Origin of the sequence: Haploplasma axanthum, assembly GCF_900660745.1 — a bacterium.
GTDB lineage: Bacteria > Bacillota_I > Bacilli_A > Acholeplasmatales > Acholeplasmataceae > Haploplasma > Haploplasma axanthum.
The window spans coordinates 626,276-642,189 of record NZ_LR215048.1 but is presented as its reverse complement, the minus strand read 5'-3'; the positions used below and the strand labels follow the sequence as shown (position 1 = coordinate 642,189).

Here is a 15,914-nt window from a genome sequence, read left to right as displayed (position 1 = left end):
AGATATTTTATGATATTTAACACATTTTGTCAACATATCAAGTTTACTTGACTTTTGTTGTTTTTTCTTGTTTAATTATTATAGCACAAAAAAGGATATGTTAAAAATGAAAAACTTGAATTTTTTAAAAGAATGGCAAATCGCTCATCGAGGATTACATAACAATAATAACAAAATTCCCGAAAACTCAATCATTGCTTATAAAGAAGCAATTAATAAAAATTATGCTATTGAACTTGATATCACTTTTTTAACTGATGGTTCTATTGTTTGTTTCCATGATGATAACTTACTTAGAATGACAGGTGTTGATCTTGAGATTAAAACTTGTAATTTAAATACAGTTAAAGATTTAAAGCTTTTAAATACTGATGAGATAATTCCTTTATTCGAAGATTTACTAAGACTTGTAGATGGTAAAGTTCCTTTACTAATTGAAATAAAACAAAATAGAAACTTTAAAACCTTCTTTAAAAATTTAACTACACTCTTAGATAACTATGATGGTGAATTTGCTATTTTCTCATTTAATCCCTTAGTTTTAAGTATTTTAAAAAAATATCGTAAGAATTACATAAGAGGACAAATAACTTCTTACTTTAATGAACTTTCTACAATGTCAAAACCCTTAAAGTATTTAATGAAAAGTTTATTCTTCAATCATTTTACTAAACCGGATTTTATTAGTTACAACATCGATAATCTTCCGAACAAATATGCTGATAAAGCAAAGAAAAAAGGACTTACAGTAATCTCATATACAGCTAAAAATCAAAATGATTATGATTTAGCGCTAAAACATTATGACAACATCGTTTTTGAAGGATTTATCCCACTAAAAAAATAAACACAGTTACGTGTTTATTTTTTTGTATAATCTTGTTTTCTGATTGATCCATCAACTTTATGAATAACAATTGATGAGCCAGCTTTTTCAGCTAAATCCTCAGCAAATTCAATAGCTTCTAGTTGAGTATTGAAGTATTTAATTGTTTTTTGAGAACCTTGTTTTCTAACTCTCCATTGTTTAAAGTTAGGACTTTTATCATCTTTATTTTGCGAAACATGATATTTGACTACTTTATTTGAATCTTTATCATCATCTTTAGTTTCAACAACTTTTGGTTCTTCCTTTTTAACTTCAACTTTTTTCTCTTCTACTTTTGGAACCTTTTTTTCATCTTCAATAGCTTTTTTCTCATTTGCTTTTAAAGCTTCCAACTCAGCTTGACGTTTCGCTTCTTTCTTAGCTTTACGTTTCTTAAAAAAACACATTTTCATCCCTCCAGTACTTTTTATAATTATATTATATCTTATATTAAGTTTTTTTCAAAATTATAGTTTCTATTTTTATCTAAAAAAAACTATTAAAGAAAAAAATACGCTTTTTTAGCGTATTTAATCACACTTTTATACGTTTTAACAATCTTAATCCATTAAGAATAACTACAATAGTACTTCCTTCATGCACTAATACCGCAAGTGGCATCTCCATTTTTCCGAAAAAATTAATTGTTATTAGGAATAAGACTACTAACATTGAAAAGATTATATTCTCCCATACAATTCTTCTAAGTTTCTTTGAAGTTTTATATGTGTAAACAAATTTTGTTAAATCATTCTTCATTAAAACACCATCAGCAACATCTATTGCTATATCTGTTCCATCGCCCATAGCAATCCCAATATCAGCAGTTACAAGCGCAGGTGCATCGTTAACTCCATCACCAAGCATTGCTACAACGCCATATTTTGTTTTTAAGTCCTTTATGATGTTTGCCTTATCTTCTGGCAAGACATTACCAATAACCTCGTTAATACCTAGTTTATTACCTATTGCTTCACCTGTTTTAACTGCATCACCAGTAATCATTACTGTTCTTACATTTTCTTTGTTTAAAAAATCAATTGCTACTTTTGAACTTTCTTTTGGAATATCTTGAATAGCAATAAGTAATACTACTTCTTCATTAACACCGAAGTAAACAACAGTCTTACCTTCATTAGAATATTCATGCGTAACATTCACTAATTCTTTAGAAATTGTTTTGTACGATGTTGGTTTTCCAATCTTATATTGTTTATCTTTATAGTTTGCAATAAGTCCAACGCCTATAATATTTTCTGCTTCAACTTCAATTTTTTTAGTTACATCAAAATAATTAATAATTGCTGTTGCTAGTGGATGATTTGATTTACTTTCCATTGAAACTAGAATATCAAGATATTTTTGTTTATCAAGTTCATTTACTTCTTTTGCAAAATAGACATCAGTAACAACCGGTTTACCTTCAGTTAATGTTCCAGTTTTATCAAATGCAACTGCACCAATTTCTGATAGATTAGATAAATATGATCCACCTTTAAATAAAACACCATTTTTCGCTAGATTTGAGATTGCTGATAATGTTGCTGGTATATCAGTTGCAGCAAGCGCACATGGAGAAGCAACAATTAAAAAGACCATTGTACGATAGAAACTATCTACTGAACCCCAGTTTAATATATATCTTCCGAATAAATAAATAAAAGGTGTAAGTAGAATCACTGCTGTAACATATATAGGTTCAATCTTTTTAATTAGAACCGCTGTTTTAGAAATATTTGTTTGAGCTTCACCAACTAGTTTAACAATTTTTGAAAATACTGTATTTTCACTATCTTTAGTAACTTGCATCTCAAATGTTCCATTACCATTCATTGTACTACCAAATACTTCATCATTTATACTTTTAAGTCTTGGTATACTCTCACCCGTAATTGATGCTTCATTGATATCAGATTCACCAGAGATAATTATTCCATCAGTTGGAATTTGATCACCATTTAGAACTTTTAATTTATCACCAATTTTTAATTCATTAACATCAATTATTTCAATACTACCATCTTCAAGAATTCTTCTTGCTTTTGTAGGATTAAGTTTAAGAAGCTTCTTAATCTCTTTTTTACTTTTCCCTTCAGCATATTCTTCTAAATAATGTGCACCCGCAAAAATTATAATTAATAATGCCGCTTCTTTATAATCACCAATTATTACAGCTCCTATTGCAGCTAGTGTCATCAAGATATGAACATTTGGTGTGAACTTTTTCTTTCTTATCGTTGAACTTATTGTATCTTCAATTCCTTCAAAAATAACATGTGTACCTGCAAATACTAATGCTATTAAATTAAGTATCATCATAATAGTATCATTTGTTATAAATCTAGATACAATATGTAGTATTACACCTACAAAGAATAATACCGCAGAAATTATTAATGTATGCTTACCATGTTTATGATCATGTCCGTGATGATCTTCATGACTATGTCCTTCTTCATGCTCATTATTATGTTCATGATCGTGATGATCATGATTGTGTTTTTCTTTTTTCATCTTTCTTTCTCCTATTCTATAACGTGTTCAATTGCTTGATTAAATATCATGTGCACGTGTTCATCTGCAAGACGGTAAATTACTTCTTTTCCTATTTTCTTATTAATAACAAGATTAGCATCTCTTAAAACTCTAAGTTGATGTGAAACTGCACTTTGTGTCATATCTAAAATAATTGTTAATTCTGTAACAGTTAAATCTTCACCTTTTAATGCAAATAGAATTGAAATTCTAGTTGGATCAGAAATAACTTTAAACAAATTACTTACCCTATCCTTTAGTTCTTTATTAATCATACTTTCTTTTATATTACTCAACTTTTCATTCATTCAATCACCTCATACATATGAATACTTGTTCACATGTTCATATTATATCTTTTATTGATCCACATGTCAATAGTTAATTCCTAATTTCTTGGAAAAATAAAAAAAAGTAAGTTATCTCTAACTTACTTCTCTAATTAATTACTTTTGATAATTTGTCTCATTCTTATTGAAAAATCTTCAAAATCATCAGCATCAAATCTATTCACTACAAATGGTGTATCATCATTTTTCAGTTTGATTTTATACTCATTACCTCTAGTATCATATTCAATTCTTTCAATACTATCAACATTTATACTATACTCAATACCAAATGATTTATAAGTTATAAATTTCATTCCTTTTCCCCCTTAATATTAATTAAACCCTTTACCTATTATATTACTACATCAATTTTATTTATCAATATCTAATACAAAAAAAAGATGCTTTTAAGCATCTATCAAATTTTAATATGGAGCGGGTGATGGGAATCGAACCCACGTCTTTAGCTTGGAAGGCTAAGGTAATAGCCATTATACGACACCCGCATATATTTAATTTTTAATGGTCGGGAAGACAGGATTTGAACCTGCGACCTCCTGGTCCCAAACCAGGCGCTCTACCAAGCTAAGCTACTTCCCGAACTCTTATGGCGCACCCAAGAGGAGTTGAACCCCTAACCTTTTGATCCGTAGTCAAACGCTCTATCCAATTGAGCTATGGGTGCTTATAATTAAATCCTTTATTGGTGACCCGTACGGGATTCGAACCCGTGAATGCATGCGTGAAAGGCATGTGAGTTAACCGTTTCTCCAACGGGCCACTTATAAGCACATTTATTATTATACCAAAATATTTACAATTGTCAACTACTTATGCACTTTTTTTTATTTTTTTTTAATAATAGTAAAAGGCTTAATAAGGCAATATCTTTTTTAATAGATAATATTTTTCTTTAATTTATTTACTGCATCATTTCCATCTAAATAATTTACAATTTCAAAAGCAAAATCAAATGTGACTCCTGCAGATCTAGCAGTGATTACATTACCTGTTTTAACAACTTTTGCATCAGAATGATATATAGCTTCAATATCGTTTACAACGCTTGGAAAAGCCGTATAATCTTTGTCTTTTAAGATTCCCGCTTTACTTAAGAATAATGGTGCAGCACATATTGCAGCAATCAACTTACCATTGTCATTAAACTCGTTTATTAGTCTATTTAACGGTGTTTTTTGATTAACCCACTCCGAAACATGTTTACCGCCTGGAAGAACTAAAAAATCAAAATTTACTTCATCAATATCTTTAATCAATTTATCTACTTTGATACTCATATTATACGCAGTTTTAATATCTAACTCTTTTTCTAATGTAAAGGTTGTTATATTATAACCACTTCTTATCAAAAGATCTCTTGTTGCAAGTGATTCAATATCTTCAACATTATTATTTAATAATATTAAGCCTTTTTTCATATAAAATCCTCCTTAAAGTTTTTCAATTCGTCTATAGATTTCAAGAATTTTTGAACTTCCTGTTTTTTCAAAGGTTGCATAATCATCTAAATGCTTTTCTCTCCCAATAACATCAGAAATAACCTTTATTGAAATTATTGGTATCATTGTTCTATATGCAACTTGAAACAAGGCTGTTACTTCCATATCAACAAGATAATTTCCCTCTTTCATAGTAGTCATAAAACAATCCCCAGTATAAATTTTAGTCTTAGGATAATCAAACCTAGATACTAAATTTTGGTCACTAAAGTAGCTTGCTGGCATTTTAGGAACTTGTCCATGTTCATAACCAAACATTGTCACGTCAACATCATGATATCTTGCTTCTTCAATAATATAGATATCTCCTATATTAAAATCTCCATTTGCACCTGAAAAGCCTAAATTTACTACTTCAGTTACTTTATAAGTAGCTAATACTGTTGATAGAACAAAACTAGCATTAACCTTACCAATCATTGTTATTGCCAACAAATTATTTTTGTTTTTATATAATTTATATGGAATAGTTTGAACTAATTCAAAAAAAGGTAATAAATCTTTTGCTTCATCATCCATTGCTAGTACATATAAACGCATTATATTCTACATGCCTCTGGTAGTTCAATTTCCTTGTTTAAAACATCGTGCTTATCAGTATGTTTTTTATACCATGCAACAGCATATGGACACGTATTAACAACAGTATATCCTTTTTCTTTTGCATAATTATATACTTCAATCATTAATTCTCCTGCAATTCCAGCACCTCGAAGAGATGGATCAACAAATGTATGATCAATATTTATAACTTTCTCTTCAATAAATGGAAATGTAACTTCTGCTAATAATTTTCCATTCTCATCTTTATTATATATTCTATTACCTTCATTTATAAATTTCATATATGATCGCCTCCATTAATAGTATATCAATTTTTATATAAAAAAAACAACCATTAGGTTGTTAAATTATCAAGTGGCGCCCACTCAAGGACTCGAACCTTGGACCCCTTGATTAACAGTCAAGTGCTCTAACCGACTGAGCTAAGTAGGCAGCATAGTTATTATAATATAATGTATCTTATGTTGTCAATACACTTTTATTAAAAAAATAAAAATAATAAGAGAGCCTGGCAACGTTCTATCTTCGCCCCATAGGACTATTGTCGACGCTGAAATGCTTAACTTCTGTGTTCGAGATGGGAACAGGTGTGTCCATTTCGCCATCGTCACCAGACAATCTCTCAAAACTAGATAAATTCAAATTGTAACAAATAAAACGTAAGTTATAAGGTTAAGTCCTCGACCTATTAGTACTGGTCAGCTCCACATGTCACCATGCTTCCACACCCAGCCTATCAACCTTGTCGTCTTCAAGGGGTCTTACTAAATTGGGAAATCTCATCTTAAGGGGGGCTTCACGCTTAGATGCTTTCAGCGTTTATCCCTTCCATACATAGCTACCCAGCTGTGGCCCTGGCAGGCCAACTGGTGCACCAGTGGTATGTCCACTCCGGTCTTCTCATACTAGGAGCAGCACCCTTCAAATTTCCAACGCCCACGACGGATAGAGACCGAACTGTCTCACGACGTTCTGAACCCAGCTCGCGTGCCACTTTAATGGACGAACAGTCCAACCCTTGGAAGCTTCTCCACCTCCAGGATGTGACGAGCCGACATCGAGGTGCCAAACCGCATCGTCGCTGTGAACGCTTGGATGCGATAAGCCTGTTATCCCCAGGGTAGCTTTTATCCGTTGAGTCACGGCCCTTCCATGCGGAACCGTAAGATCACTAAGCCCTACTTTCGTACCTGCTCGACTTGTTTGTCTCGCAGTCAAGCTCCCTTCTGCCTTTGCACTCTATGAATGATTTCCGACCATTCTGAGGGAACCTTCGGGCGCCTCCGTTACTTTTTAGGAGGCGGCCGCCCCAGCCAAACTGCCCACCAGACACTGTCCCTGGTAATCCACTTACCGAGGTTAGATATCAGATACAGAAAGGGTGGTATCCAAAGGTCGACTCCACCGAAACTAGCGTTCCAGCTTCCAAGTCTCCCACCTATCCTGTACATTCTGCACCCAATATCAATATCAAGTTACAGTAAAGCTCCATGGGGTCTTTTCGTCCTGTCGCGGGTGGCCGGCGTTTTCACCGGCATCTTGATTTCACCGAGTCTCTTGTTGAGACAGCACCCAAATCGTTACGCCTTTCGTGCGGGTCGGAATTTACCCGACTAGGAATTTCGCTACCTTAGGACCGTTATAGTTACGGCCGCCGTTTACTGGGACTTCAATTCAATGCTTCGTTTCCTGACATCTCCTCTTAATCTTCCAGCACCGGGCAGGCGTCAGCCCCTATACTTCACCTTACGGTTTTGCAGAGACCTGTGTTTTTGATAAACAGTCGCTTGGGTCTATTCTCTGCGACTTTCTTTTTTCATTAAAAGTCCTCCTTATCCCGAAGTTACGGAGTCATTTTGCCGAGTTCCTTAACAAGAGTTTTCTCGCGCGTCTTAGTATTCTCTACCCACCCACCTGTGTCGGTTTACGGTACGGGTAGTAAATAAATTAATCTTAGAAGCTTTTCTAGAGAGTTTGAAGTCATCACCTTTTACCTGTCAATACTCATCCTTCGCGTGGTACGGATTTGCCTATACCACAGACTCGTATTCTCGACCCCAATCCACTAAGGGGCAAGTGTTATCCTCCTCTGTCACTCCTTCAGTCTATTTACTAGTTCAGGATTCTCTACCTGATATCCATCGGCTACGCTTTTCAGCCTCACCTTAGGCCCCGACTTACCCAGGGCGGACGAACCTTCCCCTGGAATCCTTGGGTTTTCGACGGATAGGATTCTCACCTATCTTTTCGTTACTTACACCGGCATTCTCACTTCTAACCACTCCAGCGCTCCTCACGGTACGCCTTCTTCGCTGTTAGAACGCTCCCCTACCACTTGAAATTACTTTCAAATCCGCAGCTTCGGTATCATGTTTAGCCCCGGTACATTTTCGGCGCAGAGTCACTCGACTAGTGAGCTATTACGCACTCTTTAAAGGATGGCTGCTTCTAAGCCAACCTCCTAGTTGTTTGTGCATCTCCACTTCCTTTTCCACTCAACATGAATTTTGGGACCTTAACTGGCGGTCTGGGCTGTTTCCCTTTTGACCATGGACCTTATCACCCACAGTCTGACTGCTAATTTCACTTTTATGACATTCGAAGTTTAATTGTGTTCAGTACCCCGAGGTGGGGCCATCACACATTCAGTGCTCTACCTTCATAAAATACTCATTAACGCTAGCCCTAAAGCTATTTCGGGGAGAACCAGCTATCTCTGGGTTCGATTGGAATTTCACCCCTAGCCACAAGTCATCCAAGCACTTTTCAACGTGCCCTGGTTCGGTCCTCCATTTAGTTTTACCTAAACTTCAACCTGCTCATGGCTAGATCACCCAGTTTCGGGTCTACATCAACTAACTTATTCGCCCTATTCAGACTCGCTTTCGCTTCGGCTCCGCTCCTTAAAGCTTAACCTTGCTAGTTAACGTAACTCGCCGGTTCATTCTGCAAAAGGCAAGCCATCACCCATTAACGGGCTCTGACTAACTGTAAGCACACAGTTTCAGGATCTCTTTCACTCCCCTCCCGGGGTTCTTTTCACCTTTCCCTCACGGTACTGGTTCACTATCGGTCACTAAGTAGTATTTAGCCTTAGGAGATGGTCCTCCTTATAGTTCCAGCAAGATTTCTCGTGTCCCGCTGTACTCTTTGATACCCTAGTCTTTATGCTTCGTTTACAGGACTTTCACCTTCTTTGGTCAACCTTCCCAGGTTGTTCTTCTCACATAAAGTTTTGTAACTATTATGGTATCGGGCTCCTCCACTTTCGCTCGTCGCTACTCGCAGAATCGTTTTTACTTTCTTTTCCTGCAGTTACTAAGATATTTCAATTCACTGCGTTTCCCTCGTCTTTCGACGTGACATGTCTTCTACATGCCGAGTTCCCTCATTCGGATACCCACGGATCTTCACATACTTACTGCTTCCCGTGGCGTTTCGCCGTTAGTTGCGTCCTTCTTCGGCTCTTAGTGCCTAGGCATTCACTGTGTGCCCTTACTTTCTTAACCTTTTTACGCGCTTAATTATTGCTAATTAAACTTTTTTATTATTTGTTACGACAGAATTTATCTACTTTTCAAAGAACTTATTACTTTTATTAAATATATTGAAGGAAAATCCTTCAAAACTGAATATGACGAGAGAGTAGAGTTTTTGTAAGTTATTCTTACTGTTATGCTCCTTAGAAAGGAGGTGATCCATCCCCACCTTCCGGTAGGGATACCTTGTTACGACTTAACCCCAATCATCAACCCTACCTTAGACGGCTCCCTCCTTTGCAGGTTAGGCCACCGGTTTTGGGTATTGCTGACTTTCGTGGTTTGACGGGCGGTGTGTACAAACCCCGAGAACGTATTCACCGCGACGTTCTGATTCGCGATTACTAGCGATTCCAGCTTCATGAAGTCGAGTTGCAGACTTCAATCCGAACTGAGACTGTTTTTATGAGTTTTGCTCCAGGTCACCCTTTCGCTTCCCTTTGTTTCAGCCATTGTATCACGTTTGTAGCCCAGGTCATAAGGGGCATGATGATTTGACGTCATCCCCACCTTCCTCCAGTTTATCACTGGCAGTCTTGTTAGAGTCCCCAACTTAATGATGGCAACTAACAACGAGGGTTGCGCTCGTTACCGGACTTAACCGAACATCTCACGACACGAGCTGACGACAACCATGCACCACCTGTCACCCTGATAACCTCCACTATGTCTCCATAGCTTTGCAGGGGATGTCAAGACCTGGTAAGGTTCTTCGCGTATCTTCGAATTAAACAACATGATCCACCGCTTGTGCGGGGTCCCGTCAATTCCTTTGAGTTTCATACTTGCGTACGTACTACTCAGGCGGAGTACTTATTGCGTTAACTACAGCACCGAATTCTTCCGACACTTAGTACTCATCGTTTACGGCGTGGACTACCAGGGTATCTAATCCTGTTTGCTCCCCACGCTTTCGTGCCTCAGCGTCAGTATAGACCCAGCAAGCCGCCTTCGCCACTGGTGTTCCTCCATATATTTACGCATTTTACCGCTACACATGGAATTCCACTTGCCTCTATCTAACTCTAGCTACCCAGTTTTCAAAGCCTCACAGCGTTAAGCACTGTGCTTATACCTCAAACTTAAGTAGCCGCCTACTCACCCTTTACGCCCAATAATTCCGGATAACGCTTGCCCCCTATGTATTACCGCGGCTGCTGGCACATAGTTAGCCGGGGCTTATTCATTAGGTACCGTCACACTAATATCATTTCCTATACTAGCTATTCTTCCCTAATAAAAGAATTTTACGCACCTAAGTGCTTCTTCATTCACGCGGCGTTGCTCGGTCAGGGTTTCCCCCATTGCCGAAAATTCCCTACTGCTGCCTCCCGTAGGAGTCTGGGCCGTGTCTCAGTCCCAGTGTGGCCGTTCAACCTCTCAGTCCGGCTACGCATCATCGCCTTGGTGAGCTACTACCTCACCAACTAGCTAATGCGACGCAGGTCCCTCCCAAAGTAATCCATACGGATCTTTAATAATAAGAAGATGCCTTCCTATTAACTATTGAGTATTAGCAATCGTTTCCAACTGTTATCCTCATCTTTGGGGTAGGTTACCTACGTGTTACTCACCCGTTCGCCACTAGAGTGCAAGCACTCTCGTTCGACTTGCATGTATTAGGCACGCCGCCAGCGTTCATCCTGAGCCAGGATCAAACTCTCCATTAAATTTATTTTGAATTTGATTATTGCTCTATTTTTTTATTCTTTATTACGCTCTCATCATCATTCAGTTTTCAAAGATTTTTCTTTGTCGGTTTCAGAACCGAACGAAATTATTATATCACGTTCGATTTAGGATTGCAAGTACTTTTTCAAAGAAAATGTTTTTTTATTTTCGTTTGTTTCTTGCTTCCTGCTTTCGACTTGTATTATTCTACACTACCGTAATAGTAAAGTCAACACTTTTTTATATTAAATGTGTTTTTTTCGTAAAAAAAAGAGAAAACCGCTATTTTTAGCCAATTTTCTCCTTATTATTTAAATATTTTATTTAAATAACCTGAAAATATCTTGATATGTTACAAATACAATTAACACTAATAATAATATAAACGTAATATTTATGATTGTATTTTCTATTTTCTTAGAAACTTTTTTCCTTGTTATTGCTTCATATCCTAAAAATACTAATCTTCCTCCATCAAGAGCAGGTATCGGAAGTAAATTTAAAAACCCAATATTAACACTTAAAAATGCAACTAAAGTGAAAAATGATATCACACCTTGACTTCTTGCATCTCTAACTAAAGAGAAAATTCCTACTGGTCCTGAAAGATCTTTTAATCCTACACCAGAATTTGGACTAATCAATAGTCCTAAAGTTGTAACCATTTCTTTAATATCACTTCCAATTTTTTGGAATGGATAGTAAAAAGGATATAATAAATCAAAATTTCTTTCTCTGGTTATCCCAGCTCCATAAGCAATATAATCATTTCCTAATTTTTCAAGTGTCTTCGCAGGAATATTATCATAGTTAATTTCAATTTGCTTTCCATCACGTTCAACTGTTAAAAATACTTTTTTAGAGTCTTTATTATTTAACACATAATTAATTAACTCATTCCAAGTACCTACAGTTACATAAGCATCGGTTTGATTTTTCTTTTCACCCATGAAAATACTAATTATTTTATCTTTTTCCTTTAAATCTTTCGCTCTTCCAAATATTTGCCCAGCAACTAAATCATTATTTCCTTGTTCGTTAGCAAAACCTAATCCTTGAATTGCAATAAACAAATCAATTTCTACATTTTCACCATTAACTGTAAATATTGCTTTATTATTTTTAGTTTCATAGATATATTTTCCAATATCTCCCCAACTAGTAACTTCATTGCCATTTACAGAACTAATCAAATCACCTTTTTTAATTTGTTCTCCAACAATACTACTATCTACGTTTCCAACAATTGCTTTATTACTTGGTTTACCAATAAAAAAAGCTAAAATGAATAAAATTGCGAATCCTAGAATAAAGTTTAGCGCTGGCCCAGCAAAAATAACTAAAAATCTTTGCCATAATGTTTTTGTTTCAAAACTTTTTTCTGCTGGCGTAATCCATAATTCTTTATCTTTTTTAAATCGATATTTTGCATTTCTTTGAACTTTATAATTGATAACTTCTCCATTTACATCAAGAGTTATAAATAATTCTTTGTTGTTCTCACCATATAAATCAAAATCAACAACTTTTCCCAAAAGATCATATTTAACATCATTATCTAAAACAATATCAGTTATCTCTTTTTCTTCATTGATTCTTATTCCAATATTTTGATCCTTTTTAATATAAGCATCTGACATTTCTTCTCCTGCCATAGCAACAAATCCACCAAGTGGAATTGCTCTTATTGAATAAGCAATTTCACCTTTTCGTTTTTGATATAGAACCGGACCCATACCAACAGCGAATTCATGACATAAAATCCCAGCTTTTCTTGCGAAATAAAAATGTCCAAATTCGTGTATAACAACTATTAAACTTAATACTAATATAAAAATAATTATATCCATGTTAATTCCCCCATTAAAATAATGATGTTGCTGTTAAAAACATAATCATTGTCACTAAAAACATTGATGCGAAGAATGATGAATCAAATCTGTCTAACACACCACCATGCCCTGGGAAAATGTTTCCAAAATCTTTAACATCATAAGTTCTTTTTAATTTTGAAGCAACCAAGTCTCCAATTTGCCCAACTGTTGATAATAAAATAGTTAATGGGAAAATTATTAATCCTTGTCCTAAAAGATCTAAATTTCCTAATCCACTAATACCATCTACAAGAGTTTTATAACCTTCTGGATTAAATAATCCTGATGGAAATATCTTTCCAAATAATAAACCATAGGTTCCAGCAATAATTGTTGCAACTACCGTTCCACCAATTGCACCCTCCCATGATTTTTTAGGACTTATATTTGGTGCCATTTTATGTTTTCCAAATTTAACACCAATTGTATATGCAAATACATCAGTTAGAACTGTTGTTAAAAATAGATATGTAATAAATCTTAATCCTAAGACTCTAAGTATTACTATTGAACTAGCTCCCAAACCAACGTAGAAAACCGTTAAGATTACTTTACCAATATCATTACCTTTAAAGTCGTCTTTAAATACTAATAATCCTAATACAATTATTACAATCAAGAAAACTGCAATAATAAATTTCGGTCCTATATAATTAATAATATTTAAATTCTCAAGTTTTGTTGTATAAAACGATGTTGCTATAAAAAGTATTAAGGTTAACAGTATAGTAATAACTTTAATTCTAGTCCCCATCGGTTTTTCTTTATTAAACATTTCTACCATTTCATGTCCTGCAATTATTACGCCAATTGTCATTAATATTTGAAATGGAATAACTAATTCAGGAAAAATAATTAACGGAATAAAAACGAGTGCCATTATAAGCCCTGTTATTGCTCTTTTTTTCATATTTTCCTCCTCATAACTTTATTATTGATATTATAACCTTTTTATTATTTTTTTTAAAGTTTTTTTCTTTATATGCGTATAAATACCTTTTTTATTTCACCTATTGTATAATGTATCTATATAATTTAAGAATAAAGGAGAAAAATTATGGCAAAAGGTAAAAATGGATTTGTTGCTTTTATGGATGATCTTCCAGTACTTGTGAAAGCAATCTTAGCATTACCAGGTTTAGATTTCATTTGGGGAATTTATCGTTTAGTGAAGGGTATTTCAAAAAACAATGGTACATTAACTATTGTTGGACTTCTATGGATTTTCCTTGGTGTACCTCTACTTTGGATAATTGACCTTGTGACAATTATTTTAAGTGGCAGACCAACTGTTCTTGTAGACTAATATTTAAAAAGAGAAAATGTAAGTTATCTTACAAATTCTCTTTTTTTTATGGTTGAATAATAATTCCTGATCCATCAGTTACTACAGTTGGTAATTTACCATCCCAAACATCATAGTATAATTGTTTAACAACAATTTCACCAACTTCTTGAATTTTCAAATATCCACCTTTATTATTATCTTCAAAATCAGCTTTTAACGCTTCCGTTTCAAATTGACTATTATACATTTTTAAAATTGCGTTAACAGCAACCGCATTTAATAACTCATCTGCTTCTGCTTTACCTTTAGCAATTGCAATATCAACTTCCGCTTTATTTTTCGCACGTAAAAGTTCTGTTTGTGCTTCAATTGTTGCTCTTTGTTGATCACGTTCAGCAATTTCAATTTTTTGAATAGCTTCTGCTTTTTCTTGAATTATTGATTCCACTCTAGCTCCTGCATCAACATCATCAATTGATAAAGAAACTAAAGTTATATGATATCTTTCATTTAATTTAATTTCTAGTGAGTCAGCAACTTTACTTCTTACTTCATCAAGTTCCCCACCCATTATTTGAAATATATCATATGCAGTACTTATGCTTTGAAGACTTTCTTTTATTAAAGTATTCAATTGTTCATCACTTATTTTTTTATCACCAACAGCTTTATAAAATTTTCCCGCATTTTTAGATTCAACTTTATAAGTTATTGTTATTTCGAATTGTGCATTTATACTATCTTTAGTTTGTGCATATACTTCAAGAAATTTCGTTTTATTAGTTGTACTTATTGTTGTTATATGTTCAAATATTGATTTTCTTTGAAATCCTTCATATTTAACTTCATCCAAAATACCATACTTATCGTGGTAAATTATTCCTACCTCATTTGCATTAACTTTAGAAAACATTCCAAAAATTAGTATTAAAAATGATAATAACGATAAAGGCAACAAATAAAAACCTTTTTTACCCCAACCTGAAGATTTCTTATTATCATTCCATCTAATACGTATTAGTATTGTTAGTGCTACAAGTGATGCTATAAAAACTACGATACTAGCTATTAAAATTACCATTCAACTCATCCTCTCAAATTATTATAAAAACATTATACACTATTTTTAAAAAAAGACCTTAATAATTTAAGGTCTTTCATTTATTATATTGTTTGTACTTCTTTAATTTTAGCGGCTGTTACTTCCTCTAAAACTTTAACATACTTATCAGTTAATTTTTGAACTTCATCTAACGCTGATTTTTCAGCATCTTCAGGCATATCAAGTTTTTTTATTTCGTCATTAGCAGTACGTCTAATATTTCTGATTGCGACTTTCATATCTTCACCAATTTTTTCAACTTTTTTGCTAATTTCTTTTCTTCTTTCACCTGTCAATGAAGGTAAAACAAGTCTAATACCTGTAGCATCACTTTGAGGAGCAATTCCTATATCAGATGCATTTATAGCATGTTCGATTTGTTTAATCGTTGACTTATCAAATGGTTTAATTAAAAGTTGTGTACCTTCTACCACACCAATTGAAGCAATTTGTTTTAATGGAGTTAATGCTCCATAATAATCTATAGATATAGAATCAAGTAAAGCAGGATTTGCTCTTCCTGTTCTAACACTTGCTAGTTCTCTTTCTAAACTTTCAACTGATTTTTGCATATTTTCTTCAGTTGTCAGTAAAACTAAATCTACTTGTTCATCTAACATA

Annotated in this window: 13 protein-coding genes, 5 tRNA genes and 3 rRNA genes; 2 read left to right on the top strand and 19 right to left on the bottom strand. The window is 34.2% G+C overall.

From position 1 onward, the window contains the following. Window positions 1–106: 106 nt before the first annotated feature. The gene (locus tag EXC62_RS03090) at window positions 107–847 is read left to right on the top strand and encodes a glycerophosphodiester phosphodiesterase family protein (protein WP_035375799.1); all 741 of its coding nucleotides are present in this window, start codon (window positions 107–109) and stop codon (window positions 845–847) included. Between the two features lie 14 nt (window positions 848–861). Here the strand turns inward: EXC62_RS03090 and EXC62_RS03085 are convergent, their stop codons facing one another. The 17 genes from EXC62_RS03085 to EXC62_RS03005 all read right to left on the bottom strand — a co-directional run bounded on the left by EXC62_RS03085 (window position 862) and on the right by EXC62_RS03005 (window position 13,813). Then, entirely contained in the window at window positions 862–1,275 is a 414-nt protein-coding gene (locus EXC62_RS03085; RefSeq protein WP_035375798.1) for a DUF2188 domain-containing protein, read from the bottom strand. 127 nt (window positions 1,276–1,402) lie between these two features. After that, window positions 1,403–3,382, bottom strand: coding sequence for a heavy metal translocating P-type ATPase (locus EXC62_RS03080; protein WP_162140255.1), 1,980 nt, complete (start codon window positions 3,380–3,382; stop codon window positions 1,403–1,405). Between the two features lie 11 nt (window positions 3,383–3,393). Continuing rightward, window positions 3,394–3,711, bottom strand: a complete 318-nt coding sequence (locus tag EXC62_RS03075; protein WP_052589962.1) for an ArsR/SmtB family transcription factor — start codon at window positions 3,709–3,711, stop codon at window positions 3,394–3,396. A gap of 134 nt (window positions 3,712–3,845) precedes the next feature. Beyond that, on the bottom strand, window positions 3,846–4,049 hold the full coding sequence (locus tag EXC62_RS03070) for a hypothetical protein (protein ID WP_026390765.1): 204 nt from the start codon (window positions 4,047–4,049) through the stop codon (window positions 3,846–3,848). Window positions 4,050–4,166: 117 nt separating this feature from the next. Next, window positions 4,167–4,241, bottom strand: a tRNA-Gly gene (locus tag EXC62_RS03065). A gap of 17 nt (window positions 4,242–4,258) precedes the next feature. After that, window positions 4,259–4,335 (bottom strand) — tRNA-Pro (locus tag EXC62_RS03060). Between the two features lie 8 nt (window positions 4,336–4,343). Further along, a tRNA-Arg gene (locus tag EXC62_RS03055) sits at window positions 4,344–4,420 on the bottom strand. A gap of 19 nt (window positions 4,421–4,439) precedes the next feature. Next, window positions 4,440–4,515: transfer RNA gene (locus EXC62_RS03050), tRNA-Glu, on the bottom strand. A gap of 113 nt (window positions 4,516–4,628) precedes the next feature. Continuing rightward, window positions 4,629–5,174 carry a DJ-1 family glyoxalase III gene (locus tag EXC62_RS03045; protein ID WP_052589960.1) on the bottom strand — a complete coding sequence of 182 codons (546 nt, stop codon included), beginning with the start codon at window positions 5,172–5,174 and terminating at the stop codon, window positions 4,629–4,631. Window positions 5,175–5,186: 12 nt separating this feature from the next. Beyond that, window positions 5,187–5,795 (bottom strand): 5'-methylthioadenosine/S-adenosylhomocysteine nucleosidase, encoded by a 609-nt coding sequence (mtnN, locus tag EXC62_RS03040; protein WP_052589958.1) that lies wholly within the window; start codon window positions 5,793–5,795, stop codon window positions 5,187–5,189. Further along, window positions 5,795–6,100 carry a GNAT family N-acetyltransferase gene (locus EXC62_RS03035; protein WP_026390764.1) on the bottom strand — a complete coding sequence of 102 codons (306 nt, stop codon included), beginning with the start codon at window positions 6,098–6,100 and terminating at the stop codon, window positions 5,795–5,797. The genes mtnN and EXC62_RS03035 overlap by 1 nt, the downstream gene beginning before the upstream one ends. Window positions 6,101–6,174: 74 nt before the next feature. Further along, window positions 6,175–6,251, bottom strand: a tRNA-Asn gene (locus tag EXC62_RS03030). 74 nt (window positions 6,252–6,325) lie between these two features. Beyond that, window positions 6,326–6,434, bottom strand: a 5S ribosomal RNA gene (rrf, locus tag EXC62_RS03025). A gap of 53 nt (window positions 6,435–6,487) precedes the next feature. Continuing rightward, a 23S ribosomal RNA gene (locus EXC62_RS03020) occupies window positions 6,488–9,328 on the bottom strand. A gap of 177 nt (window positions 9,329–9,505) precedes the next feature. Further along, a 16S ribosomal RNA gene (locus tag EXC62_RS03015) occupies window positions 9,506–11,028 on the bottom strand. The 16S, 23S and 5S rRNA genes sit together here with 1 tRNA gene alongside, the layout of an rRNA operon. Window positions 11,029–11,349: 321 nt before the next feature. Then, on the bottom strand, window positions 11,350–12,879 hold the full coding sequence (gene rseP, locus EXC62_RS03010; protein WP_052589997.1) for an RIP metalloprotease RseP: 1,530 nt from the start codon (window positions 12,877–12,879) through the stop codon (window positions 11,350–11,352). A 13-nt stretch (window positions 12,880–12,892) separates the two neighbouring features. Further along, complete coding sequence (locus EXC62_RS03005; RefSeq protein ID WP_026390897.1) at window positions 12,893–13,813, bottom strand: phosphatidate cytidylyltransferase; 921 nt, start codon at window positions 13,811–13,813, stop codon at window positions 12,893–12,895. Between the two features lie 147 nt (window positions 13,814–13,960). Here EXC62_RS03005 and EXC62_RS03000 point away from each other — a divergent pair, with 147 nt between their 5' ends. Beyond that, window positions 13,961–14,209 (top strand): hypothetical protein, encoded by a 249-nt coding sequence (locus EXC62_RS03000; RefSeq protein WP_026390896.1) that lies wholly within the window; start codon window positions 13,961–13,963, stop codon window positions 14,207–14,209. 46 nt (window positions 14,210–14,255) lie between these two features. Here EXC62_RS03000 and EXC62_RS02995 read toward each other — a convergent pair whose 3' ends face one another. Together EXC62_RS02995 and frr are read right to left on the bottom strand one after the other, a co-directional pair. Then, a complete protein-coding gene (locus EXC62_RS02995; RefSeq protein WP_026390895.1) occupies window positions 14,256–15,272 on the bottom strand; it encodes an SPFH domain-containing protein in 1,017 nt (338 codons plus the stop codon). 83 nt (window positions 15,273–15,355) lie between these two features. Then, on the bottom strand, window positions 15,356–15,913 hold the full coding sequence (frr, locus tag EXC62_RS02990; RefSeq protein WP_035375829.1) for a ribosome recycling factor: 558 nt from the start codon (window positions 15,911–15,913) through the stop codon (window positions 15,356–15,358). Window position 15,914 lies beyond the last annotated feature (1 nt).

Bases quoted from the DNA above. Each gene is read 5' to 3' on its own strand.
- EXC62_RS03045 (WP_052589960.1), bottom strand. From the start codon at position 5,174: ATGAAAAAAGGCTTAATATTATTAAATAATAATGTTGAAGATATTGAA.
- EXC62_RS03070 (WP_026390765.1), bottom strand. From the start codon at position 4,049: ATGAAATTTATAACTTATAAATCATTTGGTATTGAGTATAGTATAAAT.
- mtnN (WP_052589958.1), bottom strand. From the start codon at position 5,795: ATGCGTTTATATGTACTAGCAATGGATGATGAAGCAAAAGATTTATTA.
- EXC62_RS03005 (WP_026390897.1), bottom strand. From the start codon at position 13,813: ATGAAAAAAAGAGCAATAACAGGGCTTATAATGGCACTCGTTTTTATT.
- EXC62_RS02995 (WP_026390895.1), bottom strand. From the start codon at position 15,272: ATGGTAATTTTAATAGCTAGTATCGTAGTTTTTATAGCATCACTTGTA.
- EXC62_RS03035 (WP_026390764.1), bottom strand. From the start codon at position 6,100: ATGAAATTTATAAATGAAGGTAATAGAATATATAATAAAGATGAGAAT.
- frr (WP_035375829.1), bottom strand. From the start codon at position 15,913: ATGTTAGATGAACAAGTAGATTTAGTTTTACTGACAACTGAAGAAAAT.
- EXC62_RS03080 (WP_162140255.1), bottom strand. From the start codon at position 3,382: ATGAAAAAAGAAAAACACAATCATGATCATCACGATCATGAACATAAT.
- rseP (WP_052589997.1), bottom strand. From the start codon at position 12,879: ATGGATATAATTATTTTTATATTAGTATTAAGTTTAATAGTTGTTATA.
- EXC62_RS03090 (WP_035375799.1), top strand. From the start codon at position 107: ATGAAAAACTTGAATTTTTTAAAAGAATGGCAAATCGCTCATCGAGGA.
- EXC62_RS03000 (WP_026390896.1), top strand. From the start codon at position 13,961: ATGGCAAAAGGTAAAAATGGATTTGTTGCTTTTATGGATGATCTTCCA.
- EXC62_RS03075 (WP_052589962.1), bottom strand. From the start codon at position 3,711: ATGAATGAAAAGTTGAGTAATATAAAAGAAAGTATGATTAATAAAGAA.
- EXC62_RS03085 (WP_035375798.1), bottom strand. From the start codon at position 1,275: ATGTGTTTTTTTAAGAAACGTAAAGCTAAGAAAGAAGCGAAACGTCAA.